The sequence below is a fragment of the Amycolatopsis ruanii genome (assembly GCF_003385175.1).
Taxonomy (GTDB): domain Bacteria; phylum Actinomycetota; class Actinomycetes; order Mycobacteriales; family Pseudonocardiaceae; genus Amycolatopsis_E; species Amycolatopsis_E thermalba.
The window spans coordinates 1-26258 of the sequence record NZ_PQHY01000069.1; the positions used below are offsets into that span (position 1 = coordinate 1).

Annotated in this window: 27 protein-coding genes; 20 read left to right on the forward strand and 7 right to left on the reverse strand. The window is 72.8% G+C overall.

All coding sequences use genetic code 11. The features are described from left to right. On the forward strand, window positions 1-373 hold a 373-nt coding region (locus tag D0D28_RS37070; RefSeq protein WP_240323384.1), incomplete at its 5' end, for a DUF2188 domain-containing protein. A gap of 812 nt (window positions 374-1185) precedes the next feature. Continuing rightward, window positions 1186-1437 (forward strand): hypothetical protein, encoded by a 252-nt coding sequence (locus tag D0D28_RS28040; protein ID WP_094008413.1) that lies wholly within the window; start codon window positions 1186-1188, stop codon window positions 1435-1437. Between the two features lie 40 nt (window positions 1438-1477). On the opposite strand, the gene D0D28_RS28045 is transcribed toward D0D28_RS28040, so the two are convergent. Genes D0D28_RS28045 through D0D28_RS36315 form a run of 3 tightly spaced genes read right to left on the reverse strand, consistent with a single transcriptional unit; the run spans window position 1478 to window position 3205 of the window. After that, a complete protein-coding gene (locus tag D0D28_RS28045; RefSeq protein ID WP_116113795.1) occupies window positions 1478-2218 on the reverse strand; it encodes an ANTAR domain-containing response regulator in 741 nt (246 codons plus the stop codon). Next, complete coding sequence (locus D0D28_RS36310; RefSeq protein ID WP_205413379.1) at window positions 2215-2649, reverse strand: class I SAM-dependent methyltransferase; 435 nt, start codon at window positions 2647-2649, stop codon at window positions 2215-2217. The genes D0D28_RS28045 and D0D28_RS36310 overlap by 4 nt, the downstream gene beginning before the upstream one ends. Then, on the reverse strand, window positions 2636-3205 hold the full coding sequence (locus tag D0D28_RS36315) for a hypothetical protein (protein ID WP_205413380.1): 570 nt from the start codon (window positions 3203-3205) through the stop codon (window positions 2636-2638). Before D0D28_RS36315 ends, D0D28_RS36310 begins: the two co-directional genes overlap by 14 nt. A 39-nt stretch (window positions 3206-3244) precedes the next feature. On the opposite strand from D0D28_RS36315, the gene D0D28_RS28055 reads away from it, so the two are divergent. From D0D28_RS28055 to D0D28_RS28065, 3 genes are read left to right on the forward strand one after another with little or no spacing between them, the layout of a single operon-like run. Next, window positions 3245-3835: a phosphoribosylanthranilate isomerase gene (locus tag D0D28_RS28055; RefSeq protein ID WP_116113798.1), complete on the forward strand. Its 591-nt coding sequence runs from the start codon at window positions 3245-3247 to the stop codon at window positions 3833-3835. A 54-nt stretch (window positions 3836-3889) separates the two neighbouring features. Beyond that, window positions 3890-4213: a YciI family protein gene (locus D0D28_RS28060; RefSeq protein ID WP_094008418.1), complete on the forward strand. Its 324-nt coding sequence runs from the start codon at window positions 3890-3892 to the stop codon at window positions 4211-4213. After that, window positions 4210-5424: an RNA polymerase sigma factor gene (locus D0D28_RS28065; RefSeq protein ID WP_094008419.1), complete on the forward strand. Its 1215-nt coding sequence runs from the start codon at window positions 4210-4212 to the stop codon at window positions 5422-5424. Before D0D28_RS28060 ends, D0D28_RS28065 begins: the two co-directional genes overlap by 4 nt. Window positions 5425-5469: 45 nt before the next feature. Here the strand turns inward: D0D28_RS28065 and D0D28_RS28070 are convergent, their stop codons facing one another. Beyond that, on the reverse strand, window positions 5470-7317 hold the full coding sequence (locus tag D0D28_RS28070) for a hypothetical protein (RefSeq protein WP_116113800.1): 1848 nt from the start codon (window positions 7315-7317) through the stop codon (window positions 5470-5472). A 119-nt stretch (window positions 7318-7436) separates the two neighbouring features. On the opposite strand from D0D28_RS28070, the gene D0D28_RS28075 reads away from it, so the two are divergent. Both D0D28_RS28075 and D0D28_RS28080 read left to right on the forward strand, forming a co-directional pair. Further along, on the forward strand, window positions 7437-7787 hold the full coding sequence (locus D0D28_RS28075) for a hypothetical protein (protein ID WP_094008421.1): 351 nt from the start codon (window positions 7437-7439) through the stop codon (window positions 7785-7787). After that, entirely contained in the window at window positions 7784-9013 is a 1230-nt protein-coding gene (locus D0D28_RS28080) for a hypothetical protein (RefSeq protein ID WP_094008422.1), read from the forward strand. The genes D0D28_RS28075 and D0D28_RS28080 overlap by 4 nt, the downstream gene beginning before the upstream one ends. Before the next feature lie 147 nt (window positions 9014-9160). Here D0D28_RS28080 and D0D28_RS28085 read toward each other — a convergent pair whose 3' ends face one another. Both D0D28_RS28085 and D0D28_RS28090 read right to left on the reverse strand, forming a co-directional pair. Continuing rightward, on the reverse strand, window positions 9161-9451 hold the full coding sequence (locus tag D0D28_RS28085; protein WP_198958368.1) for a hypothetical protein: 291 nt from the start codon (window positions 9449-9451) through the stop codon (window positions 9161-9163). A gap of 51 nt (window positions 9452-9502) precedes the next feature. Then, window positions 9503-9700, reverse strand: coding sequence for a PspC domain-containing protein (locus D0D28_RS28090; RefSeq protein ID WP_094008424.1), 198 nt, complete (start codon window positions 9698-9700; stop codon window positions 9503-9505). 136 nt (window positions 9701-9836) lie between these two features. On the opposite strand from D0D28_RS28090, the gene D0D28_RS28095 reads away from it, so the two are divergent. The 3 genes from D0D28_RS28095 to D0D28_RS28105 all read left to right on the forward strand — a co-directional run bounded on the left by D0D28_RS28095 (window position 9837) and on the right by D0D28_RS28105 (window position 13392). Beyond that, window positions 9837-11327: a carboxylesterase/lipase family protein gene (locus D0D28_RS28095; protein ID WP_116113802.1), complete on the forward strand. Its 1491-nt coding sequence runs from the start codon at window positions 9837-9839 to the stop codon at window positions 11325-11327. A 10-nt stretch (window positions 11328-11337) separates the two neighbouring features. Continuing rightward, window positions 11338-12333, forward strand: a complete 996-nt coding sequence (locus tag D0D28_RS28100) for an LLM class flavin-dependent oxidoreductase (protein ID WP_094008426.1) — start codon at window positions 11338-11340, stop codon at window positions 12331-12333. A gap of 123 nt (window positions 12334-12456) precedes the next feature. Next, window positions 12457-13392: an esterase/lipase family protein gene (locus tag D0D28_RS28105; RefSeq protein WP_116113805.1), complete on the forward strand. Its 936-nt coding sequence runs from the start codon at window positions 12457-12459 to the stop codon at window positions 13390-13392. Window positions 13393-13452: 60 nt separating this feature from the next. On the opposite strand, the gene D0D28_RS28110 is transcribed toward D0D28_RS28105, so the two are convergent. Beyond that, the gene (locus tag D0D28_RS28110) at window positions 13453-14712 is read right to left on the reverse strand and encodes a DUF6801 domain-containing protein (RefSeq protein ID WP_094008428.1); all 1260 of its coding nucleotides are present in this window, start codon (window positions 14710-14712) and stop codon (window positions 13453-13455) included. A 354-nt stretch (window positions 14713-15066) separates the two neighbouring features. Here D0D28_RS28110 and D0D28_RS28115 point away from each other — a divergent pair, with 354 nt between their 5' ends. The 10 genes from D0D28_RS28115 to D0D28_RS28160 all read left to right on the forward strand — a co-directional run bounded on the left by D0D28_RS28115 (window position 15067) and on the right by D0D28_RS28160 (window position 26256). After that, window positions 15067-17112 (forward strand): AMP-binding protein, encoded by a 2046-nt coding sequence (locus D0D28_RS28115; RefSeq protein ID WP_116113808.1) that lies wholly within the window; start codon window positions 15067-15069, stop codon window positions 17110-17112. 129 nt (window positions 17113-17241) lie between these two features. Further along, entirely contained in the window at window positions 17242-18411 is a 1170-nt protein-coding gene (locus D0D28_RS28120; RefSeq protein WP_162831215.1) for a DUF6801 domain-containing protein, read from the forward strand. An 85-nt stretch (window positions 18412-18496) separates the two neighbouring features. Beyond that, complete coding sequence (locus D0D28_RS28125) at window positions 18497-19195, forward strand: MlaE family ABC transporter permease (RefSeq protein WP_341867324.1); 699 nt, start codon at window positions 18497-18499, stop codon at window positions 19193-19195. Between the two features lie 37 nt (window positions 19196-19232). Then, window positions 19233-20027: an MlaE family ABC transporter permease gene (locus tag D0D28_RS28130; protein ID WP_116113836.1), complete on the forward strand. Its 795-nt coding sequence runs from the start codon at window positions 19233-19235 to the stop codon at window positions 20025-20027. Beyond that, window positions 20024-21205, forward strand: coding sequence for an MCE family protein (locus D0D28_RS28135; protein ID WP_116113813.1), 1182 nt, complete (start codon window positions 20024-20026; stop codon window positions 21203-21205). The genes D0D28_RS28130 and D0D28_RS28135 overlap by 4 nt, the downstream gene beginning before the upstream one ends. After that, entirely contained in the window at window positions 21202-22206 is a 1005-nt protein-coding gene (locus D0D28_RS28140; RefSeq protein ID WP_116113816.1) for an MCE family protein, read from the forward strand. Before D0D28_RS28135 ends, D0D28_RS28140 begins: the two co-directional genes overlap by 4 nt. Further along, on the forward strand, window positions 22203-23195 hold the full coding sequence (locus tag D0D28_RS28145; protein ID WP_205413381.1) for an MCE family protein: 993 nt from the start codon (window positions 22203-22205) through the stop codon (window positions 23193-23195). The genes D0D28_RS28140 and D0D28_RS28145 overlap by 4 nt, the downstream gene beginning before the upstream one ends. Beyond that, the gene (locus tag D0D28_RS28150; RefSeq protein WP_094008435.1) at window positions 23195-24196 is read left to right on the forward strand and encodes an MCE family protein; all 1002 of its coding nucleotides are present in this window, start codon (window positions 23195-23197) and stop codon (window positions 24194-24196) included. The genes D0D28_RS28145 and D0D28_RS28150 overlap by 1 nt, the downstream gene beginning before the upstream one ends. After that, window positions 24193-25203, forward strand: a complete 1011-nt coding sequence (locus tag D0D28_RS28155; RefSeq protein WP_094008436.1) for an MCE family protein — start codon at window positions 24193-24195, stop codon at window positions 25201-25203. The genes D0D28_RS28150 and D0D28_RS28155 overlap by 4 nt, the downstream gene beginning before the upstream one ends. Beyond that, window positions 25204-26256 carry an MCE family protein gene (locus D0D28_RS28160; protein ID WP_116113821.1) on the forward strand — a complete coding sequence of 351 codons (1053 nt, stop codon included), beginning with the start codon at window positions 25204-25206 and terminating at the stop codon, window positions 26254-26256. Window positions 26257-26258: the final 2 nt, after the last annotated feature.

Genomic DNA, 26258 nt, shown 5'->3' on the forward strand with positions numbered 1-26258 from the left:
CGGCCCCGACGGCAACAAAGGCTCCTGGTCCACCGGAGAGGACCGCATCGACTACCTCATGGACCCCAAACCCCTCGGCGGCCCCGGCAGCGCCCCCAAACCCGACCCACAGCTCTACGCGACCTACGCCGGTAACGGCTCGGCGCACGGGCCGGACGGCGAGGCGGATCTCGCGGACGGCGACGTCGAGACCTTCTACGCGGACGGCCGGTGGAAGAACCAGGTGGTGGGCAACAGCCGGGCCTCCAGCACCGGCGACACCAAGGCCGAGGCCCAGGCCGAGGGCCGCGAACTGGCCCGCAAGCGCGGCGCCACGCACGTCGTCCGCCGCAAGGACGGCGAGATCGCGGAACGCCACGACTACGGCCGCTGACCCGTTCCGCGCGCCACGGCACCGAGCAAGCGTATTCCACGCGCGAAGGACAGCTCACGAGTCCGCGGAGACTTCTCGGCCAGGGAAGGCGGCCCGCGATTTCCGCGGTACCGCGCGGGCGCGAGCCGAGCAGCTGCGGTCGGCGCCCCGGGCAGCGGCTCGCAAGTCGCGGGGAGGTTTGTCCGGTTTGGTGAAGGCTGCGGTGCTGCAATATCCGCGGAACCGGGCGGCGATCCCGCGAGCCGCGCCGCCACGGTGGAGGGCCGGATGGGCGGCTCGCGAGTTGCGGGACGCCTCTCCGGTTGATGAAGGCGGGTGCCGCAATTTTTCCATGGGCATCGCTTGGCGGTTCCGCCCAGCGGGCGGGCTCGGTCGACGCTGGGGTGGGCGAGTTGCGGGGACGGTTCTCGGGCTGGCGAAGGCGGGGCTGCCGCGATTCCGTGGTATCCCGTGGCGGTCGCACGAGGCGGGCGGGCTCGGTCGACGCTCGGGTGGGCGAGTTGGGGGGACGGTTCTCGGGCCGGTGAAGGCGGGGCTGCCGCGATTCCCGCGGTATCGCAGGGCGGTCGCGCACGGCGGGAAGCCTCGGTCCGCGGCCGGGTGGGCCTTCGCGAGTTCCGGGCATGCTTCTCTGGCCGATGAAGGTGCTGCCGCGCTACCGCGCGGCGATTCCGCAAGCCGGGCCGCCACCATCGACTGTAATTCACTCCAGAACCACTCGGTCGAGTGTCAGCAGCCGTGCGCCGCGTGCGCCGGATCGCTAGTTTTCTCGTCTCGTTCGAAGAACCATTTTCCGATGAAGGGGAAACTCAGTGTCGCGCACACTTCGTGCTGGTGTCGTCGGTCTCGCGGCCGCCTCGGCGGTTCTGACCGGGGCGGGCGCCGCCTCCGCCGGAGTCTCCACGCCGCAGCTCAAGGCCGTCGGCATGACGGTCAACGGCCTGATGGGCAAGGCCGGCACCCCCAGCGTGCTCAGCGCCGTCACGGGCAAGCAGAGCGCGCTGTCCCCGGTCACCGGCGGCAACCCGCTGCGCCCGGTGACCGGCAAGCTGCCGATCGGCTGATCGGGCGAGGCGTGCCACGGGAAGTCACCCGTGGCACGCCTCAGCGCTGTAGCGATTCCAGCAGCTTGCGGGCCACCAGGGCGAGCTTGGTGTTCGTCCGCTGCGATTCCTCGACCAGCCGGGTGAACGCCTCGTCCGCGCTGCACCCGTGGATCGCCATCAGCACGCCCTTGGCCTGGTCGATCTCGGCGCGCGAGGTCAGGGCCGTCTCCAGCTGGGCGATCTTGCGCTGCGTGGCCGCCCAGCGGCGGGCGTTGGTGAACGCCTCGCACGCGGCGGTGGTGAACAGGCGCATCACCTGCTCGTCGTAGTCGTCGAAGGCGCGGGCGGTGAAGCTGTACATGTCGAGCCCGCCCACCACCTCGTCCTCGCCGCCGGGCTCGCCGGGCAGCAGCACCGGCACGGACAGGTAGGTGTTGATGCCGGCCGCCTTCGCCGCCGCGGTGAACTCCGGCCACTCCACCTCGTGCTCGCCGACGATGGCGCGCACCGGGCGTCGCTGGGTTGCGGCCTCGACGCACGGGCCGCGGCGGGTCCGGTACTGGCACTCGTCGATGCCGATGACCACCTCGTCGGTGGCCGCCAGCGTGTACAGGTGACCGTCCTCGGCGATGGCGGTGATCGTCGCGGCGTCGGCGTCGGGCAGGGTCGCCACGGCGCTTTCGGCGATGCCCTTCGCGATGTCCTCCAGCGGCTGGCTCGCCGCCTGTCCGCGCAGATCCTCCAGCGCGGCCGCCACGTGGTCGAGGCGGGCGAGCGGATCTGCGCGGCCGTCGGTCATGGCCGGCGGGTACCCGGGGCCGCGGCGGCGTAACCGGGCGTCGTGCGCAGCCAGATGTTCCCGCCCGGGTTGCGTGCCATGTCCGGGATCCCCGCCGTGAGCAGCTCCCGACGGCGGGCCCACAGGTACTGCTGGAACCAGCGCACCTCGAAGCGCGAGTTGCAGGCCAGGAACGCGCGCAGCAGGTAGACCTCCTGCCAGGCGCGGCCCTCGGTCACCCAGTCGAGCGGGTACTCGAAGGGGAAGAACACGTCGTGCACGTGGATCCACACCCCGTCGGCGAGGCGGGGCAGCACCTCGAAGAAGAGGTGGTTGACATCGGAGCCCGCCTTGACCACGTGGGTGGAGTCGATGAACAGCACGTCACCGGCCTCCAGGGCGAGGAACGTCTCCATCGGGACGTCCTGCACCGGCTGCTCACGGATCGTCACGCGCTGTTCGTCCGGGGCGCAGCAGCGAACGCACCAGGTCCGGGTAGGGCTCGACGAAGGTCAGCTCGACCGCGCCGTCCAGCCAGTGCTCGACGGTGTCCAGCGTCATCGCCGACGAGTAGCCGGACCCGATCTCCACCAGCCGCCGCGGGCGCAGGTGCCGCAGCATCGCGTGCAGGACCAGCGCGTCGGACCAGGAGTACTCGGGATTGCCGAAGAAGTACCGGTACTCCGGCGACCGGTCCTCGGGGAACGGGTGGTCCTTCAGCAGCTCCGTGAGCACGGGCAGCAGGGCGAGCTGGTCGTCCTCGCGCAGGTCGAGGCCGGCGGGATCGGATCCGGTGTCGAACAGCGTCGCGGCGCGGGCGCGGACCTGCGCGGGGTCCGGGTGCGGCGAGTAGAAGTGGCCCGGCGGCACCCAGGTCCGGTAGGTGGCGGCGAGCCGGTCGCGTTCGGCTTCCGCGGCGGCGCACCGGGCCAGGAGGTCGTCGTGGGTCCGGCGCGACACCACGTATCGCCTGGCCAGCCTCCGCAACGGCGCACCGATCAAGGACATCGCCGCAGTCTAGACAGCCGCGGCGCCTACCCTGGTGGGGTGTTCGTGAAGATCTGCGGCCTGCGCACCGAGGCCGACGTGGACTGCGCGGTGACGGCCGGGGCCGAGGCGGTCGGGTTCGTCCTGGCCCCCAGTCCCCGGCAGGTCAGCGTGGACGAGGCCACGCGCCTGGTGGCCGCCGTGCCCCCGGAGGTCCTCAGCGTGGGGGTGTTCCTCGGGATGCCCGTCGCCGAGGTCCGGGACGTCGCGGTCAAGACCGGCCTGGGCGCGGTCCAGCTGCACGGCGCCGGCTACGCGGCGGAGGACTTCGCCGCGCTCGCCGACCTGGGGGTGCCGCTGGTGCGGGCCACGTCGACGGCGGGCGAGCGGGTGGCGGTCGGGGCGTTCGGCGAGGAGATGCTGATCCTCGACTCGCCGCGGGCCGGGTCGGGGGAGCAGTGGGGCTGGTCGGAGCTGCGCGGCCAGACCGGGCGGTGGCTGCTGGCGGGCGGGCTGCGCCCGGACAACGTGGCGGAGGCGATCGAGACGGTGCGCCCGTGGGGCGTTGACGTGTCCAGCGGAGTGGAATCCACGCGCGGCACGAAGGATCATGGGCTGATCCGGGAATTCCTCGCCGCCGCGCGTCCCTGACCGCGGATCCCGTTCGTCGGTGTGGTGAGAACACGGACCGGCGAGGAGGACGCGATGCAGTACATGCTGTTGATCTGCGGTGGCCCGGAGGCCGCCGAGCACGCCGAGGACGGCTGTGGCGACTGGGGCGAGGAGATGGCCGGGCGGGGCGTCCTGCGCGGCGGGGCCGGGCTGCGGCCCCCGCACGAGGCGACCACCGTGCGGGTGCGGTCGGACGAGGTGCTGCTGTCCGACGGCCCGTTCGCCGAGACCCGCGAGCAGGTCGGCGGGTTCTGCCTGATCGAGTGCGCCGACCTGGACGAGGCGATCGAGATCGCGTCGAAGCACCCGGCCGCGACCTACGGGTCGATCGAGGTCCGGCCGATCTGGCAGCCGTGACCGACGTCCACACCGCGCTCGTCCGGGCCTTCCGGGACGAGTGGGGCCAGGTGGTCGCGACCCTGATCCGGCTCACCGGCGACTGGGACCTCGCCGAGGAGTGCGCCCAGGACGCGTTCGCCCAGGCCGTCGGGTCGTGGTCCCGGGACGGCGTGCCGCGCCGGCCCGGGGCCTGGCTCACCACCGCCGCCCGCAACCGCGCGCTCGACCGGCTGCGCCGGGACGCGGTCGGGGCGGCCAAGCTGCGGGAGGTCGCGGCGATGCCTGTTCCCGAACCCGAATCCGACGACAGCGGCGTGCCCGACGACCGCTTGCGCCTGATGTTCACCTGCTGCCACCCGGCGTTGTCGCTCGACGCGCAGGTGGCGCTGACGTTGCGCACGCTGGCCGGGCTGACCCCGGCCGAGATCGCGCGGGCCCTGCTGATCGCCGAGCCCGCGTTGAAGAAACGGCTGGTGCGCGCGAAGCAGAAGATCCGGCACGCCGGCATCCCGTACCGGGTGCCGCCGGCGCACCTGCTGCCGGAGCGGACCCCGGCCGTGCTGGCGGTGCTGTACCTGTTGTTCAACGAGGGCTATGCGGCCACGGCCGGCGCGGACCTGCTGCGCCGCGAGTTGTCGGCGGAGGCGATCCGGCTGGCGCGCGTGCTGCACGAGCTGATGCCGGACGAGCCGGAGGCCACCGGGCTGCTGGCGCTGATGCTGCTGCAGGACGCGCGCCGGGACGCGCGGGTGGACGAGCACGGTGACCTCGTGCTGCTGGCGGACCAGGACCGCGGCCGGTGGGACCGCGCCGAGATCGACGAGGGCGTGGCGCTGCTGGACGGCGCGCTGCGGCGCGGGGCGCCGGGGCCGTACCAGGTGCAGGCGGCGATCGCCGCATGCCACGGGACGGCGGCGCGGGCCGCGGACACGGACTGGCCGCAGATCGCCGCGCTGTACGGCAGGCTGGCCGAGATGACCCGGTCGCCGGTGGTGGAGCTGAACCGCGCGGTGGCCGTGGGGATGGCCGCCGGGCCCGCCGAGGGGCTGCGGATCCTGTCCGGTGTGGATCTGCCGGGCTACCACCTGCTGCCCGCCACGCGAGCCGAGTTCCTGCGCCGCCTGGGACGCCACACGGAGGCGGCGGCGGAGTACCGCGAGGCGTTGCGGCTGGTCACGACGGACGCGGAGCGCCGCTTCCTGACGCGAAGGCTGGCAGAGGTGGGGTGACGGGCCGGCCGGTGCGCCCCCGGAAGGCACCGGCCGGCCGCGGCGTCACCTGCTGCTGACCCTCACCCGCCGCGACGGGGACGGCGCGCCGCCCGCGGCGGAGGTGTACAGCCAGGCGAACAGCACCCACATGCCGCCGAACACGAGGCCCACCAGGACGTACGCCACGGTCCACAGCACGAGCGGCGTGTCGGTCTTGCGTTCGCGCTGCAGGAACTTGATCTCCGACATGAAAGGGCGCGGCCCGGACGTCGCGGTGATCTCGCCGGCGTTCGCGGCCGGGTCGGCGGGCGCGTAGATCGGCGCGATCGCCATCACCCGGTTCCCGTAGTGCACGCGGATGCTGGTCTTCCACTGCCCGAACACCGGCAGCGGCTGTGTCGTCCGGTACGTGCCCTCCGCCGTCCGCTCCAGCGGCGCGCTGTAGAAATCCCCGCCCTGCCACGAGAAACCGTTGAGCCACACCGGATCCGACACCAGGTCCGCCCGGTTGATCGTCACCGTCGCGGTCACCCACCGCGGCTGCCCGCCACCGTGCGGGTTCGAGATCGGCAGGCTCTGGCCGGTGTCCGTGAGCTGGATGTCCGCCACCAGGTCGGCGGGCGGATCGGCCGGCGGGATGACCGCCGCGCACAGCGCCACCGCCCCGAGCGCCCCCACGAGCCCGCCCAGGTGCCGCGTCCGGAAGCGCACCGCGGGCGCGCCCGACGGCGCCGGGTCCGATGCCCGCCGCGCCGCCACCGCCTCGACCCGCTGGTACTGCCACACCCCGATCAGCGCCCCGGCCACCGACGCGGCCGCCCCCCACAGCACGAACGTGTCGAGGTGGGACAGCGGCCACGGGTCGGGCATCAGCCACTGCGAGAACGCCCACTCGCCGGACATCCCGAGCACCCCGGCGGCCAGCCCGGCCACCACGGCGAACGCGTACCCGCGCCGCCCGCGCAGCAGGATCGCCACCAGCTCGATCACCACGGCCTCGGCCGCGTACGGCAGCAGCAGCGCCACGTGCAGGTCGTTGACCAGCGGCAGCACCGCGAACACCGCCCGCGTGACCAGCACCACGGCCACCACCAGCAGCGCGCCGCCGGGACCGCCCGCGAGCCGCCCGTAGACCAGGGTCCAGCTGCCGATCAGCCCCACCAGCACCACCTGGGCGAGCATCGGGAACTGAGGCACCCCGAGGTCGAACTCCATCAGGAACGCCGACGCGCCCATCAGCCACGCACCCGCGAGCAGCGGCCCGAGCAGCCGCACCACCGGCCCGCGCGCGCCGACCTGCCGCGCCTCGACCAGCAGCAGCTGCAGCCCGATCACCACCCCGACACCGCCGCCGATCATCAGCACGTGCGTCGGGCCCCACTCGGTGACGTCCTGGCCGAACAGCCGGTGCCACACGTCGTCCAGCGGGAACCCGGCGATGCCGACCAGGCCGGTCGCCATCATCTGGATGCTGCCCATCGGCGCGCGCCAGTGCGGCCCGATCGGGAACGTGCGCACCGGCAGCTTCCCCTTCGCCAGCGCGGCGCTGAGCACGCCGCTGGCGAAGATGCCCATCAGTCCGAAGTAGATCGGGTAGTGCGACGGGTTGGCCAGCGGCCCCTCGTCGCGGCCGAGTTCCATGTGGATCGGCACGTCCCAGTAGACGCCGATCAGCGCGGCCATGCCGGACACGAACGCGACGAACATCGGCAGCGCCGCCCACCGGGGCAGCCCGCTCAGCCCGGCCGACCAGTCGGCGAGCCTGCCGACGACCGTCGTGCGGCCCGCGCGCTCCCGGATGACGAACACGGCGAGCGGCAGGAAGATCACGAAGAACATCAGGCCCGCGATGACGATCTGGCCGAGCGCGGCCCCGCCCGCGGGTGGGCTGGACTCCTGGGCGACGAGCACGGTGGACCTTCCTCGATGAAGCCGGGCATGCGTGCTACCCGAAGTAACTGTTACCGTTGGTCACACACTTTACGGGTTCCCGGACGCAACGGGCAAGCCGGGCGGAGGAAGGACGGGGAATGCGCAGGTTCGTCGTGGCGGCGCTGGCAACGATGCTGGTGGTGACCGGGTGCGGGAGCACGGCGCCGCAGCAGGCCGGTGCCGGGCCGGAGGTGGCGAAGTTCGTCGTGACCGGCGGCAAGCGCACGTCCGGGCCGGACCGCGTCGAGGTCGCGGCCGGCCGGACGGTGACCATCGAGGTGACCACCGACGCGCCGGACGAGCTGCACGTCCACGGCTACGACCGCACGGCCGACGTGGTGGCCGGGCAGCCGGCCGCGGTCACCTTCACCGCGGACATCCCCGGCGTGTTCGAGGTCGAGCTGCACCACAGCGGGGCCGCGCTGACCGAACTCCGGGTGAGCGCGTGATCCTCGCCCACGGTCTCGGCGGGCGGTCCGACCTGCCGGTCCCGCTGTGGCTCGCGCTCTACGCCGGCGCGGCCGCGGTGCTGGTGTCGTTCTTCGCGCTCACCGCACTGTGGAAGCAGCCGAAACTGCGCGGCGCCGAGGCCGGGCTCGCCTGGGCCAGGGCGCTCGAACGGATCGCCGACGCCCGTGCGACGCGGATCGCGCTGCGCTTAGCCGGGCTGGCGCTCTTCGCGCTGTTCCTGGTGTTCGCGTGGACCGGCCCGGACGACTCGGCGGACAACCCGGCCGCTGCCTGGTTCTACGTGTGGTTCTGGGTCGGGCTCGTGCCGCTTTCGGTGCTGTGCGGGCCGGTCTGGCGGCTGGTCAATCCACTGCGGACACTCACCGCGTTGTTCCCCGGCCGTCGTCCGGTGCCGCGGTGGGGGTTCTTCCCGGCGATCGCGGGCCTGGTCGCCTTCCTGTGGCTGGAACTGGTATACCCGCATTCGGACTCGCCGCGCGCGATCGCGGTGTTCGTCACCGCCTACGCCGTCGTGCACGTCGTGGCGGGCGCGGTGTTCGGGCCGCGCTGGTTCGACCGCGGCGACGGGTTCGAGGTCTACTCGGCGCTGATCGCCGCGCTGTCCCCGTGGGGGCGCCGGGCGGACGGCCGGCTGGTGCTGCGCAACCCGCTCGACGGCCTGCGCACCCTGGAGCGCGAGCGCGGCCTGACCCCGTTCGTGCTCGTCGTGCTCGGCTCGACGGCGTTCGACGGGCTGACCCGGCTGCCGTTCTGGAGCGAGGCGACCCGCGACGGCGACCGGGTCCTGCTGGGCACGGCCGGTCTGGCGGCGGCGATCGCGCTCACCGCGCTGGCTTACGCGAGCGCCATCCACCTGACCCGGCCGTACCTGCGGCGCGCGGTCACCGGCGCCTACGACGCGTTCGCGCCGTCGCTGGTGCCGATCATGGCCGGCTACACCGTCGCGCACTACTTCTCGTTCGCGGTGTTCGAGGGGCAGCGCGGGTTCGGCGGCGCGGTGGACTACACCGTGGTCTCCGCCGCGGCGATCGCGTTCGTGCAGATCGCCGGGATCGTGGCCGGGCACGTCCTGGCGGTGACCGCGGCGCACGACCGCGCGCTCGGCGTGCTGCGGGGCGGCTATGCGAAGGTGGGGCAGTACCCGATGCTCGCCGTGATGGTCCTCTACACGGCGGTGGGCATCGCCCTGGTCTCGGGAGCGTGAATGCGGGAGCGGATGATCCTGGCCCACCAGGGCGGGTGGGACGAGACGCTCATCATCGCCGGCCCGATCGCGATCATCGTGGTGCTGATCGTCGTCGCCCGCCGCCAGGCTCCGCCACCGGAGGAGCCCGGCGAGGACGACGCGCCGTCAGCGGAGCAGGCGCGCGATGAGGCCGGTGACGACGAGCCAGAAGACCGCCGCCAGACCGTAGTTGACCAGCACGTTGAGCTGCGTGTTCGCGATCGGGAAGAGCCCCGGGAAGAACAACGCGAGCGGCTGGGCGATCGAATCGATGAACCGGTAGAAGGCGTTCGCCGTGTTGGCGCCGGCCAGGACCAGGACGATGTAGATCGCCTCGACGAGCGCGAACAACGCCCCGATCCCGGTGACCACCCTGGCGGCGGTGCCGCGTCCACGGTAGATACCCGTTCTGGCCATGCGAAGGAGTAACCCGCTTCGCGAAAATCAAACCCGATCGGGTGATTTCGGTCAGCGTTTCTCCTTCGGGATGAACACCCACAGCGCCAGGTAGAGCAGGAACTGCGGTCCCGGCAGCAGGCAGGACAGCACGAACAGCAGGCGCATCGTGCGCGGCTTCCAGCCGAGGCGGTGGGCCAGGCCGGCGCACACCCCGGCGATCACGCGGTCGTGCCGGGACCTGGTCAGTGTCGTCGTTGTCGTCGTCATGTCTCCACCATGCCCCCGCGCGGCGCGGCGCGCATCGGTGGAAACCCCCGAATCGACCCTGGGGCCAGCCCCCGGAGGCGGGCACCGGCACCGGCTAGGCTGCGCCGGTGACGACGAGACCGGTGACCGCCCGACCGTGACGCGCCTGCTCCTGCTCCTCGTCGTCGTCCTGGTGGCGTGCGCGGCGCCCGCGCCGGCCGCGCCACCGGACGTCGTGTCGCCGCCCGCCGGGAAGATCCGCGGCACGGTGACCGACGGCCACCGGGTGTTCGAAGGCATCCCGTACGCCACCGCGGCCCGCTGGCGGCCGCCCGCGCCCGCTCCGGTGTGGAGCGGTGTGCGGGACGCGACCGCGCCGGGCGCGCGGTGCCCCCAGCCCGGGGACGCCGGCAGCGAGGACTGCCTGTTCCTCAACGTGACCACGCCCGCGGCGGCCGAGGGGCTCCCGGTGCTGGTCTGGATCCACGGCGGGTCGTTCCTCGGCGGCCACGGCGACTCCTACGACGCGCGGGACCTGGCCGCGCGCGGGCTGGTCGTGGTGACCATCAACTACCGGCTCGGCGCGCTCGGCTGGCTCGCGCACCCGGCGCTCGCGCACGACGGCGGCGCGGGCAACTTCGGGCTGCTCGACCAGCAGGCCGCGCTGCGGTGGGTGCGGGACAACATCGCCGCGTTCGGCGGGGACCCGGCGCGGGTCACGCTCGCCGGCGAGTCCGCCGGGGCGATGTCGGTGTGCGACCACCTGGTCTCCCCGGCCTCGGCCGGGCTGTTCCGCGCCGCGATCGTCCAAAGCGGACCGTGTCAGGCGCAGGCGAGCGCGCCGGTCGCGGAGAAGGCGAGCACCGAGTACGCGGCCGGGCTCGGCTGCGCCGAGCCGGCCACGGCCGCCGCCTGCCTGCGGGCCCTGCCGCCGTCCCGCCTGCAGACCGTGCCGCGGTACTTCGACCTCGCCGGGGTCGCCGTCGTGGGCCCGGTGACCGGCGGGGCCGTGCTGCCCGCCAACTCCGTCGACGCGATGCGCGCCGGCGCCGCCGCCCGGGTGCCGGTGCTCGTCGGCGTGACGCGGGACGAGTTCACCCTGTTCCTGGCCCAGCAGCACGCGGCGACCGGGAAGACGGTCACCGCCGCGGACTACCCGGCGGCGCTGGCGCGGGTGTTCGGCCCGGACGCCGCGGCCGCCGCCGCCGAGTACCCGCTCCGGGCCTACGCCGGGTCGGCTCCGCGCGCGCTCGCGGCGGCGCTCACCGACGTCGCGTTCGCCTGCCCGCTCCGGGACATGGCCGGCTCGCTGTCGCGGACCGGCCCGGTGTACGCCTACGAGTTCGGTGATGCCCGCGCCCCGGTGCCGGACTCCCTGTCGCGCGCGCCGTTCCCGCTCGGCGCCGCGCACAGCCTGGAGCTGTCCTACCTGTTCGGCGACGGCGAGTCGTTGGACGACGGGCAGCGGCGGCTGTCCGCGGAAATGGTCGGGGACTGGGCGTCCTTCGTGCGCACCGGCGCGCCCGGGTCGCGCTGGCCGCGCTACGACCCGGCGCACGAGCAGGTGCGCGCGCTCGTGCCGGGCGGCGCTCGCACGATCGGGGACTTCGCCGCGGCGCACCACTGCGCGTTCTGGCGGGACCGCTAGGTTCGCCGCCATGCGGTTCGGGGTTTTCGTCCTCGCCGGGCGGTTTCCGGGACAGGACGACGGGGAGGCGCTGGCGCGCTCGCTGGACGTGGTCGAGTGCGCCGAGGCGGCCGGGTTCGACGACGCGTGGGTTGCCGAGCACCACTTCATGTCCTACGGGGTCTGCCCGTCGGCGGTCGCGTTCGCCGCGCACGCGCTGGGCCGGACGCGCCGGATCACCGTGGGCACGGCGGTGAGCGTGCTGTCCACGGCGCACCCGGTCGCGCTGGCCGAGCAGGCCGCGATGCTGGACCGGATGTCCGGCGGGCGGTTCCGGCTCGGCGTGGGGCGCGGCGGGCCGTGGGTGGATCTCGAGGTGTTCGGCACCGGGCTCGGCCGGTACGAGCGCGGGTTCGCCGAGGGACTCGACGTGCTCGTGCAAGCGCTTTCCGGGCGGGTGGCCGCGTCGGGGGAGTTCTTCGCCTTCCGCGAGGTGCCGGTGGTGCCGCGGCCGGTGTCGCTGCCGCCGGTGACGGTCGCGTGCACGTCCCGGGCGACCGTGGAGCTGGCCGCCGCGCGCGGGTTGCCGATGCTGCTGGGCATGCACATCGGTGACGAGGAGAAGGCCGCGATGGTGGCCTGCTACGCGAAGGCGGCGGCCGAGGCCGGGCAGGACCCGTCCGCGCCGCACGTGTCCGCGGTGCTGGCGCACGTGTCGGACTCCCGGGCGAGCGCGGTGCGGGAGCTGCGCGCGGCGATGCCGGGCTGGCTGCGCGACGGGCTGGCGGGATACGTGCCGATGGACGGCCGCCCGTACCGCCCGCGCGACGCCGCGGAGTACACCGACCTGCTGTGCCGGCTGCACCCGGTCGGCAGCCCGCGCGAGTGCGCCGGCCGGCTCGCCGCGGCGGCGGAGCGGACGGGTATCCGGCACACCATCCTGCTCGTCGAGGGCGCCGGGGACCGCGAGCGGGTGCTGGCGAACGTGACCCGCCTCGGCGCGGAGGTCCTGCCGCTGCTGCGCTGAGCCGGATGCGCAAACGCCGTCCCGCCACGATCACCCGCGTGACAAGAAAAACCGGGCCGCCCTCCGGCGGCCCGGAGCGGATCTAGCATCGCCGGACCGGTCCCCGAAAACGGAGGTTCGACGATGAGCAACCGGAGAAGACGTGCCCTGTCCGCAATCCTCGCGGCACTGACCACGGTGACCGGCGCGGTGCTGGCGGCGCCCCCGGCGCAGGCGGCCACCGCGCCCGAAGCCCCCGATTTCCCCGCCGCGTTCGCCTATTCCCAGTTCGTCGACCCGAACGCCACCCCGCCCGGCGCGAACGACTGGACCTGCCGCCCGGGTGCGGACCACCCGCGCGCGGTCGTCCTGGTGCACGGCACGTGGGAGAACCGCTACGACAACTTCGCCCGCCTGTCACCGTCGCTGAAGCGGGACGGCTACTGCGTTTTCGCCCTCAACTACGGCGAGGACCCGACCAGCGTGTTCGGCCTCAACCCGGCGTTCAAGGGCACCGGCGACATCCGCCGTTCGGCGCAGGAGCTGGCCGCGTTCGTCGACCGGGTGCTCGCCGCGACCGGCACGTCCGAGGTGGACGTCGTCGGCCACTCGCAGGGCGGCCTGATGCCCCGCGAATACCTGCGTCACGGTGGCGCGGCCAAGGTGCACACGCTGGTCACGCTCGGCGCGACGCACCACGGCACCACGCTGAGCGGGATCGCCACGCTGGCCGGGGAACTGGGCCTGCTGCCCTACACCGACGTGCTGCTGGGCAAGGTCGCCGGGCAGCAGGTGCGGGGCTCGGAGTTCCTCACCGACCTGAACGCGGGCGGCGACACCGTGCCCGGCGTGCGGTACCTGGTGATCGCCACCCGCTACGACGAGGTCACCACCCCGTACGAGTCGACCTTCCTCACCGGGGAGGCCGTCCGGAACGTGACGCTGCAGGACGGGTGCGAGATCGACCTGTCCGACCACCTGTCGATGAGCTACTCGCCGCGCGCCATCGGGTACGTGAAGCAGGGGCTGGACCCGGCGGCGCCGGAGCCGCCCTGCGTGCCGCACCTGCCGGTGTTCTGAACACGGCGAAAACGGGCCCGTTCCCCCGGTCGGGAGGGAACGGGCCCGTTCCGTCAGGGATCAGGACTCCTTCGGGGACAGGGTCACGTCGATGGTGTTGCCGGGGCCGGCCGCCAGCGGGCTGATCAGCCCGGTCAGCGGACCGCAGTTCTGCAGCGGCGCGATGTCGTAGGTGCCGCTGAGGTCACCGCCGGCCAGCGGGTCGAACCCGGGGCCGGAGGTCAGGTTGATCTCCGACGGCTCCGCGGTCTGGCACTTCGGCGACTTGCTGATCGGGAAGCCGAAGACCTTGACGCTGGGCAGCTTGATGGTGGTGTGGCTGGTGGAGTTCAGCACACCGCCGGACAGCGTCCCGGTCGTCTTGCCCTCCTGCGCGAAGGCCACCTTCGCGGTGATCGGGATGAAGCGGAACAGCGTGGCCTTCAGCTGCGTCGGTTCCAGCGACAGGTCGGCCGTGAAGTTCCCGGTCGCCAGGTCGAGGTTCGCGTCGATGCCGCCGGACAGCGGCACCGTGGCCCCGAGCTTCTTGATCACCGAGTCGCCTGCCAGGGCGTAGCCGTAGTCGATCCCGGTCGGCGGGTTGCTCGTGGTGGTCGTCGGCTCGGTGGTGGTGGGCTCGGTGGTGGTCGGTTCGGTCGTCGTGGGTTCGGTGGTCGTCGGCTCGGTGGTGGTCGGCTCCGTGGTGGTCGGTTCCGTCGTCGTCGGTTCGGTGGTCGTCGTGCCGCCGTTGATCGTGATGTCGGCCAGCACGTTGTTCTGGCCCGCCACCTGCGTGCACTGCGAGTCGAAGACGCCCAGGCCGGTGTCGGTGCCGTCGGCGCGCTTCGGGTGCAGGGTCAGCAGGATGTCGCCGACGGTGATCGTCGCCTGCCCGGCCTGGGTGAAGGTCAGGGACGGCGCGTCACCGGTGGCCACCGTGTCGAACGAACCCGACGCAGGCACCGGGGTCACCGGGATCGTCGCCGGCACGGTCACCGGGATGGTGGCCTCCGGCGCGGTGACCGTCGAGCTCGCCTTGGCGGTGCCCTCGACCGTGGCCGCCCCGACCAGCGTCAGGCCCTGCGTCGCGGTCGGCGGCACGGTCGCCACCGCCTTGACCTGGAAGGCCGGCGTGGGTTCGCCGACGTTCACGGTCGTGGGGATGTCCGCGCTGATCACGATCTGCAGCGTCTGGGTACCGATCAGCGGGAACGGGCAGCTGTACTGCAGGGTCAGCGAGACCGGTTCGGCCGCACTGGTCCCGGAGCCGGCCAGCACGGCCGTCAGCGCCGCGCCGGTCGCGACGGTCGCGGACGCGGCCGCCGCGACCATCCTTCTCATTCTGGTTCTCGTTCGCACACCTATCCTCCGGGGTATCGGCAGTGATACGAAAAACCACGCGACAGCAAGGAAAACCGCCGCGAGGTCATCGGAATTGGTTGCTACCGATGGGTAAAGTAGTTTCGCGGCGTCCGCATTGGCAATACGTCCGCGCGGATTGTCCTTGGGGGCCAAGGAACTTGTCACCGGCTGATACGGCCGCGCCGATCGGACCCGTACGACGCGGACAATGTTCACCGGCGGCCTGCGCGAGCACTCACCGCGGTGACAAAAACCGGTTTCCCGGCTCGCGCGCGTGTGCCGACAACGCGCGGCCGCCTTGACCGGCAGGGGGGCCGGTTCTAGGTTCCGCGAATGCCCGAGTGCGTGACGTTCGACCTGTTCTCCGGCCAGCCGCGCGCCGCGCTGTGGCCGCTGCTCGGGTCGCCGGAACTGTACCCCCGCTTCTTCCGGGGCGTCGGTGCGGTCGAGCGGACGGGCGGCCGGGGACGCCACGCACGCTACCGGATCCGGCTGACGCTCAGCGGACGTCCGGTCGAGCACGAGATGCGGGTGCTGCTGAGCCGCCGCGAGGAACAGCTGGTGCTGGAGACGGTGCCGGACACCGGTGGCTGCCTGTCGGTGCGCCTGTCCGACGCCTCCCCGGGCACCCGGCTCAAGATCATCTACTTCCGGCCGGGCGTGCCGGGCCCGGGCCGCGCCCCCACCGCCGCCGAGGTGCGGTCGTGGGCGCGGGACGGTCTCGATCGGATCGAGCGCCACCTCCGGGAGATCGCGGAACCGTGGCCGCCCGGCCGCGCCCCGTCGACCCGGCAGATCGCCAACACCCTGATCGCGGCGGGCATCCTGGCGCCCGCCCGGCCGGACCGCCTCGTGCGGCAGCTGCGCGCGCTGGTCCAGTGGGGCGCCACCCTGGCCGGTGGGTACACCGCGGCCGCGGCCCGCTCGCCCCGCGGCATCGCGGTGATCGACGACGACGGCGCCCCCACCACGTTCGCCGGGCTGAGCGCCGAGGCGAACCGGCTCGCCGCCGCACTGCGGGCCGTCGGCGTCGGACCGGACGGCACCCTGGCGATCATGGCGCGCAACCACAGCGCGATGGTGAAGACACTGCTCGCGTGCGGACGGCTGGGCGCGGGCACCGTGCTGCTCAACACCGGCCTGGCCCGGCCGCAGGTGGCCGACGCGGTGGCGCGGCACGACGTGCGCGTGCTGGTGGCCGACGGCGAGTTCGCGCCGCTGGTGGCCGGGCTGCCGCTCACCGCGGTCGTGCTCACCGGCGCCGACGCGGGCCCGGCGGGGCAGCCGACGCTGGCCGAGGTCATCGCCGACACCCCGGACGCCGAGTTCACCCCGCCCGAACGGCCCGCGCCGATCGTCGTCCTCACCTCGGGCACCACCGGCACGCCCAAGGGCGCGCGGCGGCCGACGCCGAAGGGCCTGGGCGCCGCGGTGGCGCTGCTGTCGCGGATTCCGTTGCGGGCGGGGGAACGCATCCTGATGGCCGCCCCGCTGTTCCACACCTGGGGCCTGTCCGCGCTGCAGGTCGGCATGCCGCTGCGGGCGACACTGGTGATGCAGCGCCGGTTCGACCCGGAGGCGTGCCTGCGGGCGATCCAGGACCACCGGTGCACCGCGATGTTCGCGGTTCCGGTGATGCTGCAGCGCATCATGGCGCTGCCGGCGGACGTGCGGGCGCGGTACGACACCAGCGGCCTGCGGATCGTGGCGAGCAGCGGGTCGGCCCTGCCCGCTTCGCTCGTCACGGCGTTCCAGGACGCCTTCGGTGACGTGCTCTACAACTTCTACGGCTCGAGCGAGGTGTCGGCGGCCTCCGTCGCCACCCCGGCCGACCTGCGCGCCGCCCCCGCCACCGCCGGATATCCGCCACTGGGCACGCGGCTGGCGGTGCTCGGCCCGGCGGGCGAACCGGTGCCGCCGGGCACGGTCGGCGCCATCTTCGTCGGCAACGACCTGCTCTTCGACGGCTACACGGACGGCACCAGCCGCACGGTCCGCCGCGAGCTGATGGACACCGGCGACCGCGGCTACCTCGACGCCGACGGCCGGTTGTTCGTCGCCGGCCGGGACGACGACATGATCGTCTCCGGCGGGGAGAACGTGTTCCCGCGGCCGGTGGAGGAGGCGCTGACCGAGCTGCCCGGCGTCGCCGACGCGGCCGTGCTCGGCGTGCCCGACGACGAGTTCGGGCAGCGGCTGGTCGCGTTCGTGACGGTGCGGCCGGGGGCCCGGCTCGACGAGGACGTGGTGCGCGCGTACCTGCGCCGCCGGGTCGCGCGGTTCGCGATCCCGCGCGAGGTGGTGTTCGTCGACGAGCTGCCGCGCACGCCGACCGGCAAGGTGCTCAAGCGCCTGCTGCTGGAGGACGCTGGCGGGTGACACCCGCGGAACCGGTATTTCGTCGTTCCGTGACAAGAAAAACCGGTGCCGCCGGAGAACGAACGCGAAGCGTTGTGGCGCTCGTTGACTCGTCGGTAACGTCCTCGCGGTCCGCTACCGGAGGGTTCGATGACGCAAACCCGGTCACGTCGCGCCGCTGTCGCCGCGCTGGGACTGGCTCTCGTGGCCGCCGCGCTGGCGCCCGCGACGCCGGCCGTCGCCACCGCGGCCACCCGCGGCGGCACGAGCACGTGCCAGGCCGGGGGACCGGTGGACGTGCCGGTCTCCTTCAGCGCCACGTTCGGCGAAACCGTTGTGCAGGGCGCGAACGTGCCCGTGTCGGCGGCGTCCGTGACCCTCGTCGTGCCGGCCGGGGCGGTCGACGCGTTGCGCGATTCGGGCGCCACGTCGGTGGACGCGTCCGCCGCGGTGCAGCTGAGCGTCACCCAGCAGGCGGGCACCCAGGAACTGACCGTCACCGGACTGTCCACATCGGAGATCCCGCTCCCCGCCGACGGCGAGCTGCGGATCACGCTGCCCGGCCGCGTTCCGCCGATCGCGGCCGGTGCGGGTCCGGTGACGGTCTCCCTCACTTCGCTGGTTCCCAAGCTGGTCGCGCGCGGTGAGACGCTGACCGCCGACCTGGCGTGCACCGCCGACCCGGCGGCGAACGGGGAGCTGGCACGCGTGGCGGTGACCGCGCCCGCCGCGCCACCGGTGCCCGGCGTCACGGCGGACACGCCGCTGCTGACGGCGAAGTTCCTCGTCGACGGCGTCTCACGCATCGCGAAGATGGGTTCGGACCTGGTGCTGGAACAGGGCACGTTCGACGCCGGCCTGTTCCCCGGCGACCTGCCGGACACGATCCGCGTCGAGGGCGAGCTGAACCTGCCGAAGTCGGCCGGCTACTTCGTGGCGTTCCGGTTCATGCCGGTCACCAGCGACGTGGAGCTGCCGCAGGAGGGCAAGGCGACGGGCACGGCGGACATCAGCGGTGGCCTGTTCACCCCCACGATCGACCTGACGGTGCGGGTGAACCTGGTGGTGAGCGACGTGCGGCAGGACGGCGTGCCGATCGCGGTGGGCGCGAACTGCCGGACGGTTTCGCCGCTGGTGATCCCGATGAAGGGACAGACCTCGCTGCTGCCCGGCAGCAAGTCGACGATCGAGTCCACTTTCGACATTCCCGCGTTCTCCGGCTGCGGCGTGAGCGAGGACCTGGACCCGCTGCTGACCGGCCTGATTTCGGGCCCGGGCAACAAGATGACCACGACGCTGACCGCGCAGGGGGTGGGCTGACGTGACCGCCCCCGTCGCCGCCGCCCGGAACGCCGTCGGCGAGTTCGGCAAGCTCTTCGGCCTCGCCCTGGACATCGTCGTCGCCATGTTCAAGCGGCCCTTCCAGGTGCGGGAGTTCGTGCAGCAGTTCTGGTTCGTCGCGAGCGTGTCGATCCTGCCCGCGGCGCTCGTCAGCATCCCGTTCGGTGCCGTCATCACCCTCCAGCTCGGCGGCCTCACCAGCCAGCTGGGCGCCGAGTCGTTCAACGGCGCCGCCAGCGTCCTCGCCGTCATCCAGCAGGCCAGCCCGATCGTCACCACCCTCGTCGTCGCCGGGGCGGGCGGCAGCGCGATCTGCGCCGAACTCGGCTCACGCACCATCCGCGAGGAGATCGACGCCATGGAGGTCCTCGGCGTCTCCCCGATCCAGCGGCTCGTCGTGCCGCGGGTGCTCGCCGCCATGGCCGTCGCCGTGCTGCTCAACGGCATGGTCAGCTTCGTCGGCGTCACCGGCGGCTACGTGTTCAACGTCCTGCTGCAGGACGGCACCCCGGGCGCGTTCCTCGCCAGCTTCTCCGCCCTGGCGCAGCTGCCCGACCTGTGGGTGGGCGAGATCAAGGCGGTGATCTTCGGGTTCCTCGCCGGGCTCGTCGCCTCCTACCGCGGCCTCCACCCCAAGGGCGGCGCCAAGGGCGTGGGGGACGTGGTCAACCAGTCCGTCGTCATCACGTTCCTGCTGCTGTTCTTCGTGAACTTCGTGATCAGCGTGATCTACCTGCGCGTCGTGCCGGCGAAGGGAGCCTGAGGCAGTGACCCACCGGTTGCTCAACCCGGAGCGCCCGATGAACGGCCTGGTGCGCCTGGGCGATCAGCTCGCCTTCTACCTGCGCGCCCTGGCCTGGACGCCCCGCACGCTCACCCGCTACGGCCGCGAGGTGATCCGCCTGCTCGCCGAGGTCGCGTTCGGCAGCGGCGCGCTCGCCGTCATCGGCGGCACGATCGGCGTGATGGTCGGCATGTGCGTGTTCACCGGCACGGTCGTCGGCCTGCAGGGCTTCTCCGCGCTCGACCAGCTGGGCACGTCGGCCTTCGCCGGGTTCCTCTCGGCCTACTTCAACACCCGCGAGATCGCCCCGCTGGTCGCCGCGCTCGCGCTGTCGTCCACCGTCGGCTCCCGGTTCACCGCCCAGCTCGGCGCGATGCGGATCGCCGAGGAGATCGACGCGCTCGAGGTGATGGCCGTGCGCAGCATGCCCTACCTGGTGACCACCCGGATCGTCGCCGGGTTCGTCGCGATCATCCCGCTGTACGTGATCGGCCTGCTGACCTCCTACCTCGCGGCCCGCACGATCACCGTCACCGTCTACGGCCAGTCCGGCGGCACCTACGACCACTACTTCAGCCTGTTCCTGCCGCCCGAGGACGTGCTCTGGTCGTTTCTCAAGGTGATGGTGTTCAGCGTCGCGATCATCCTCACGCACTGCTTCTACGGCTACCGCGCGGGTGGCGGCCCGGCCGAGGTGGGGGTGGCGGTGGGCCGCTCGGTGCGCACCTCGATCGTCGTGGTCAGCGTGCTCGACTTCTTCCTCAGCCTGGCGATCTGGGGCGCCACCACGACCGTGCGGGTGGCCGGATGAGCGAGCGACGCAGACGCCTGGTGTTCGGCGCGCTCGGGCTGGTGTTCCTCGCGCTGCTCGGCGCGATGGGCTGGTTCGCGGTCGCCGTCTACCGCAAGACCTTCAGCTCCGCCGTCCCGGTGGTGCTGCGGGCCGAGCGGGCCGGCACCCAGCTGAAGGAGAACGCCGACGTCAAGGTGCGCGGGGTCCTCGTCGGATCGGTGCGCTCGATCGAGGTCCGGCCCGGCTGGGTCGACGTCGAGCTGGCCATGGACCCGGACCGCATCTCCGGCATCCCGTCCAACGTGTCCGCCCGGCTGCTGCCGAAGACGTTGTTCGGTCAGCGTTACGTCACCCTGGTGATCCCGCCGGAGCCCGCGCCGCGCGCGCTGTCCGCCGGTGCGGTGATCCAGGAGGACCGCAGCACCCAGGCGGTCGAGGTGGAGCAGGCGCTGCGTGATCTGCTGCCGGTGCTGCAGGCCGTGCAGCCGCAGAAGCTCGCGAGCACGCTCGGCGCGGTGTCGCAGGCGCTGGAAGGCCGCGGCCCCGAGCTGGGCACGACGCTGGTGGCGCTCGGCGACTACCTGGGCCGGCTCAACCCGGAGGTGCCGGCGCTGCGCACCGCGATCACCAAGCTCGCCGACACCGTGCGGACCTACACCACCGCCGCGCCGGACCTGGTGGACGCGATGGCCGATCTGCGCGCCACCGCGGCCACCCTGACCCGGCAGCAGCAGGACCTCGCCGCGCTGTTCGGCACGGTCACCGCCGCCGCCTCCGACGCGCGGGGCTTCCTGGACGCCAACGACGACACGCTGGTCGACCTGTCCGCGGACAGCAGGCCGGTGCTCGACCTGCTCGCCGAGTACAGCCCGGAGATCCCGTGCGTGGCCGACGCGGCCGCCCGGTTGAAACCGGTCGTCGAGCGGGCCCTGGGGGTGGGCACGGCCGAACCCGGCCTGCACGTGGACCTGACGGTGCGGCCGCCGAGGCAGGGCGGCGCCCCGCCGCCCGCGGCGGACGGACCGCGGTGCCCGGCGGCCGGGTCGGCCGCGCCCGGGGCGGACACCCCGGCCGCGCAGCGGTTCCTGTCCGAGCTGCTCGCCCCGGTGCTGGGGGAGCGGCCGTCCGAGATCCCCGGCTGGAGCGGGCTGCTGATGAACCCGCTGCTGCGTGGCGCGGAGGTGACGCTGAAATGATCCGACCGCTGGTCAAGGGCCTGATCTTCGCGGTCGTCACGGTGCTGGCGACCGGGCTCCTGGCGATCACGATCGCCAACCGCGGCGACGGCGGCACGGTCACTTACCGCGCCTGGTTCAGCGACGTCACCTCGCTCAACCCCGGCGACGACGTGCGCATGGCCGGGGTGCGCATCGGGCAGGTCACCGGCATCGAGATCGTGGACCGCCGCATCGCCGAGGTGTCGTTCTCGGTGGACCGCGACCGCACGCTCAGCGCGACGGTCACCGCGGCGGTGAAGTACCGCAACCTGATCGGCCAGCGGTACATCACGCTCGACCAGGGCACCGGTACCGGGCGCCTGGAGCCGGGCGGACTGATCCCGCTCGACCGCACCCGGCCCGCGCTGGACCTGACCGAGGTGTTCAACGGGTTCAAGCCGCTGTTCCAGGCGCTGTCCCCGCAGGACGTCAACCAGCTCGCGGGCGAGATCGTGCAGGTGCTGCAGGGCGAGGGCGGCACGGTCGCGGACCTGTTGCGGCACACCGCGTCGCTGACGTCCTCGCTCGCCGGCCAGGACCAGGTGATCGGCCAGGTGATCACGAACCTCAACCAGGTGCTCGACCGCGTCAACGCGCGTGACGGGCAGCTCGCGCAGCTGCTCGACGCGACCCAGCAGCTGGTGTCCGGTCTCGCCGCGAACTCCGGCGCGATCGGCGGCGCCATCGACGGCATCGGCGAGCTCACCACCGCCACCGCCGGGCTCGTCCGGGACGCGCGGGAACCACTCCGCAACGACATCGACGCGCTGGAGAAACTGGCGCGCACCCTGGGCGACAACACCCCCGAGTTCGAGCGGTTCCTGAACAACCTGCCCGTCAAGTACGAGGCGATCGGCCGCATCGCCTCCTACGGCTCGTGGCTGAACTTCTACCTGTGCTCGGTGCGCTCCGACGCCACCCCCGCGCCCGGCGGCGGCCCGGTCGGCGTGCCGGTGACCGAGGCGAGGTGCCGTCGATGAAGTCGTTCCGGTCGCGCAACTCCTTCCGGCTCGGGCTCGCCGGGCTGGCCCTGATGCTCGTGCTCGGCGCGCTCACCCTGTTCTGGGACCGGCTGCCCGCGCTGGGCGGCACCACCTACACCGCGGAGTTCACCGAGGCCGCCGGGCTCAAGAGCGGCGACGAGGTGCGGGTCGCGGGCGCGAAGGTCGGCGAGGTCACCGGCGTCTCGCTGGACGGCGACCACGTCAAGGTCACCTTCCGCGTCGACGACACGTGGGTCGGCGACGAGAGCACCGTCTCGGTGCGCATCAAGACGTTGCTGGGCGCCAAGAACCTCGCGCTCGACCCGCGCGGCGAGCGCGACCAGGACCCGGACCAGCCCATCCCGCGCAGCCGCACGGTCATCCCGTACGACGTCAACGACGCCTTCGCCGACCTGGCCCGCACCACCGGTGAACTCGACACCGGCCAGCTCGCGGCGAGCTTCCGCACGCTCGCGCAGACCTTCGACGCCGCCACCCCGCAGGACGTCCGGTCCGCTTTGGACGGTCTGGCCGCGTTGTCGCAGACCATTTCCTCGCGCGACACCCAGCTCAAGCAGCTGCTGGACGGCACCGCGCAACTCAGCGGCACGGTCGCCGAACGCACCGACCGGCTCGCCCGCCTGATCACCGACGGGAACGTGCTGCTGACCGAGTTCGACCAGCGCCGGGCCGCGATCGACCAGCTGCTGCGCGGCACCCGGGACCTGTCCCAGCAGGTGCGCGGCCTGATCGACGAGAACACCGCGCAGCTCGGCCCCGCGCTGGAACAGCTCGACCGGGTCACCGACGTGCTGCAGCGCAACCAGGCCACGCTGGATCGCAGCCTGAGCCTGTCCGGCCCGTTCTACCGGCTGCTGGGCGACGCGCTCGGCAACGGCGCCTGGATCGACACCTACCTGTGCGGGCTCATCGTCCCCGCGGACGGCAGCCCGTGCATGCCACCGAAACCGGGAGGGGGCGGCTGATGGCGATGTCCCGTCTGGGCAGGTGGCTGCGCTGGGGCGTGCTCGTCGTGATCCTCGCGACGCTGGCCACCGCGATCGTGATCGTCGTGCGGGACAGCGCGCGCGGCAAGCACCTCACCGCGTACTTCACCGCGGCCGTCGGGATCTACCCCGGTTCGGAGGTGCGGATCCTCGGCGTCCCGGTGGGTACCGTGGACACCGTCGAACCACAGGGGCAGCAGGTCAAGGTGGTCTTCACCGTCGACCGCGGCATCCGGGTGCCCGCCGACGCCGCCGCGCTGGTCGTGACGCCGAGCCTGGTCAGCGACCGGTACGTGCAGCTCGCGCCGGTCTACCGCGGCGGGCCGGAGATCGCCGACGGGACGGTCATCCCGGTGGCGCGCACCGCGGTGCCGGTCGAGCTGGACCAGCTGTTCGCGAGCCTGGACCGGCTGACGACCGCGCTGGGACCGCAGGGCGCCAACAGTGGCGGCGCGCTGTCGGAGCTGCTGAGCAGCGCGGCGGAGGACCTCACGGGCAACGGCGCCCAGCTCGGCGAGATGATCCGGCAGCTCGGCCAGGCGGCCACGACGCTGAGCGGGTCGCGCGACGACCTGTTCGCCACCGTCGACAACCTGCAGCGGTTCACCACGATGCTGGCGGACAACGACGACCAGGTGGGCCGGCTGGCCGATCTGCTGGCGCAGGTGTCGGCGTTCCTGGCCTCCGAACGGGACGTCTTCGGCGCGTCGCTGGACGAACTGGCCTCGGCGCTCGGTCAGATCCAGCAGTTCGTGCGGGACAACCGCGGCCGCGTGAAGTCCAATGTGGACAAGCTGATGGGGACCACGCAGGTGCTGGCGAACCAGCGCGCCGCGCTGTCCGAGGCGCTGACCGCGGCGCCGGAGGCGCTGAACCGGCTGCTCGCCGCCTACGACCCGGCCAACTCGACGATCTACAGCCGCGCCGACCTCAACGAGTTCAGCATGGGCCCGGTCCTGCCGCTGGGAGGCAGCCGATGAAGCGGATGTCCCTGGCGTTGCTGTCCGTGCTGGCGCTGCTGGCCGGCTGCTCGTTCGGCGGGCTCTACGACACGCCGTTGCCCGGCGGCGCGGACCTCGGCGACCACCCGTACCGGGTCACCGTCGGGTTCCGCGACGTGCTCGACCTCGTGCCGCAGTCCGCGGTGCAGGTCGGTGACGTGCCGGTCGGCCGGGTCGAGCGGATCGAGTTGTCCGCCGACGGCCGCACCGCGCAGGTCACGCTGCTGGTCAACGGCACGGTGCGGCTGCCGGCGAACGCGGAGGCGTGGTTGCGGCAGAGCAGCCTGCTGGGGGAGAAGTTCGTCGAGCTGGGGCCGCCCGCGGCCGGTGAACCGCAGGGCAGCCTCGCCGACGGCGCCCGCATCCCGGTCGAGCGGACCAACCGCAACCCGCAGGTCGAGGAGGTGCTCGGCGCGTTGTCGATGCTGCTCAACGGCGGCGGCGTGGGCCAGCTGCAGCAGATCAGCCGCGAGCTGAACGCCGCACTGGGTGGGAACGAGGCGGAGATCCGCGACCTGCTGACCGAGGTGAACACCTTCGTCGGCGGGCTGGACCAGCACCGCGCCGAGATCACCCGCGCGCTGACCGGCATCGAGGCGCTGTCCGCGTCGCTGTCCGCGCGCCGGGACCAGATCACCGGGGTGCTGGACGACCTCGGGCCCGGCATCGACGTGCTGGCGCGGCAGCGTGAGCAGCTGGTCACCATGCTGACCTCGCTCGACCACCTCTCCGGCGTCGCCGTCGATACCGTCAACCGCGGCAAGGACGACCTGATCGCCGACCTGCGGGCGCTGGAACCGACGCTGCGCCAGCTCACCGTGGCCGGGCAGCAGCTGCCGGAGGCGATGGAGATGCTGCTGACCTTCCCGTTCCCGGATGCCGCGCTGGACGCCATCAAGGGCGACTACCTCAACCTGTACCTGGACTTCGACGCCCAGACCTCGGGTGCGCAGTCCGTGCCGCTGCCGCTGGGTGGGGGTTCCTAGATGCTGACCCGCAAGGTGCGTGTGCAGGTCATCGTGTTCGCCTTGATCGCGCTGGCCGGGATCACCTACGTCGGCGCCCGCTACGCCGGGCTGGACCGGCTCTTCGGCGGCGGCGGGTACGTGGTGCGCGTGGAACTGGCCGACTCCGGCGGCATCTTCACCAATGCCGAGGTCACCTACAACGGCGTGCCGATCGGCCGGGTCGGGGAGCTGCGGCTCACCGACACCGGGCTGGAGGCCGACCTGCGCATCGACGACGGCGACCTGCCGGTGCCCGCGGACGTCGAGGCGGTGGTGACCAACCGGTCGGCGGTGGGGGAGCAGTACGTCGACCTGCGGCCCCGCAGCTCGGGCGGCCCGGTGCTGGCCGACGGCTCGGCGATCGCGCGGCCGCGCACCCGGCTGCCGCTGCCGAACGAGCAGCTGGTGCTGAACCTGGACCGCCTGGTGGCGTCGGTGCCGCGGGACGACCTGCGCTCGGTGGTCGACGAACTGTACGAGGCGACGCTCGGCACCGGCCCGAGCCTGCAGGCCCTGCTCGACGCGACGGCCGCGTTCACCCGATCGGCGTCGGACCACCTGCCTCAGACCATCCAGCTGATCACCGACGCGGACACCGTGCTGACCACGCAGATCGAGAACTCCGCCGCGATCACGGCGTTCGGCGCGGACGCCAAGCGCATCGCCGAGACGCTGCGGAACTCGGACGCGGACCTGTCGGCGATCCTGTCGTCGGCGCCCCCGGCCGCGGAGCAGATCAGCGGCCTGCTGCGCGAAACCGGCCCGAACCTGACCACGTTGCTGGCGAACCTGCTGACCACGTCGCAGGTGCTGCTCGCCCACCGCGACGGAGTGGAGGAGCTGCTGGTGGCCGCGCCCGCGGCGATCGAGGCCGGGAGCACGGTCATCACGGGTGATTCGGCGGGGTTCGGCCTGGCGACGACGTTCTTCGATCCGCTGCCGTGCACCGCCGGGTACGAGGGCACCCGGTACCGCAACGGCCTGGACACCACACCCGCGCCGCTGAACACGGCGGCCGGGTGCCGACGCTGAGG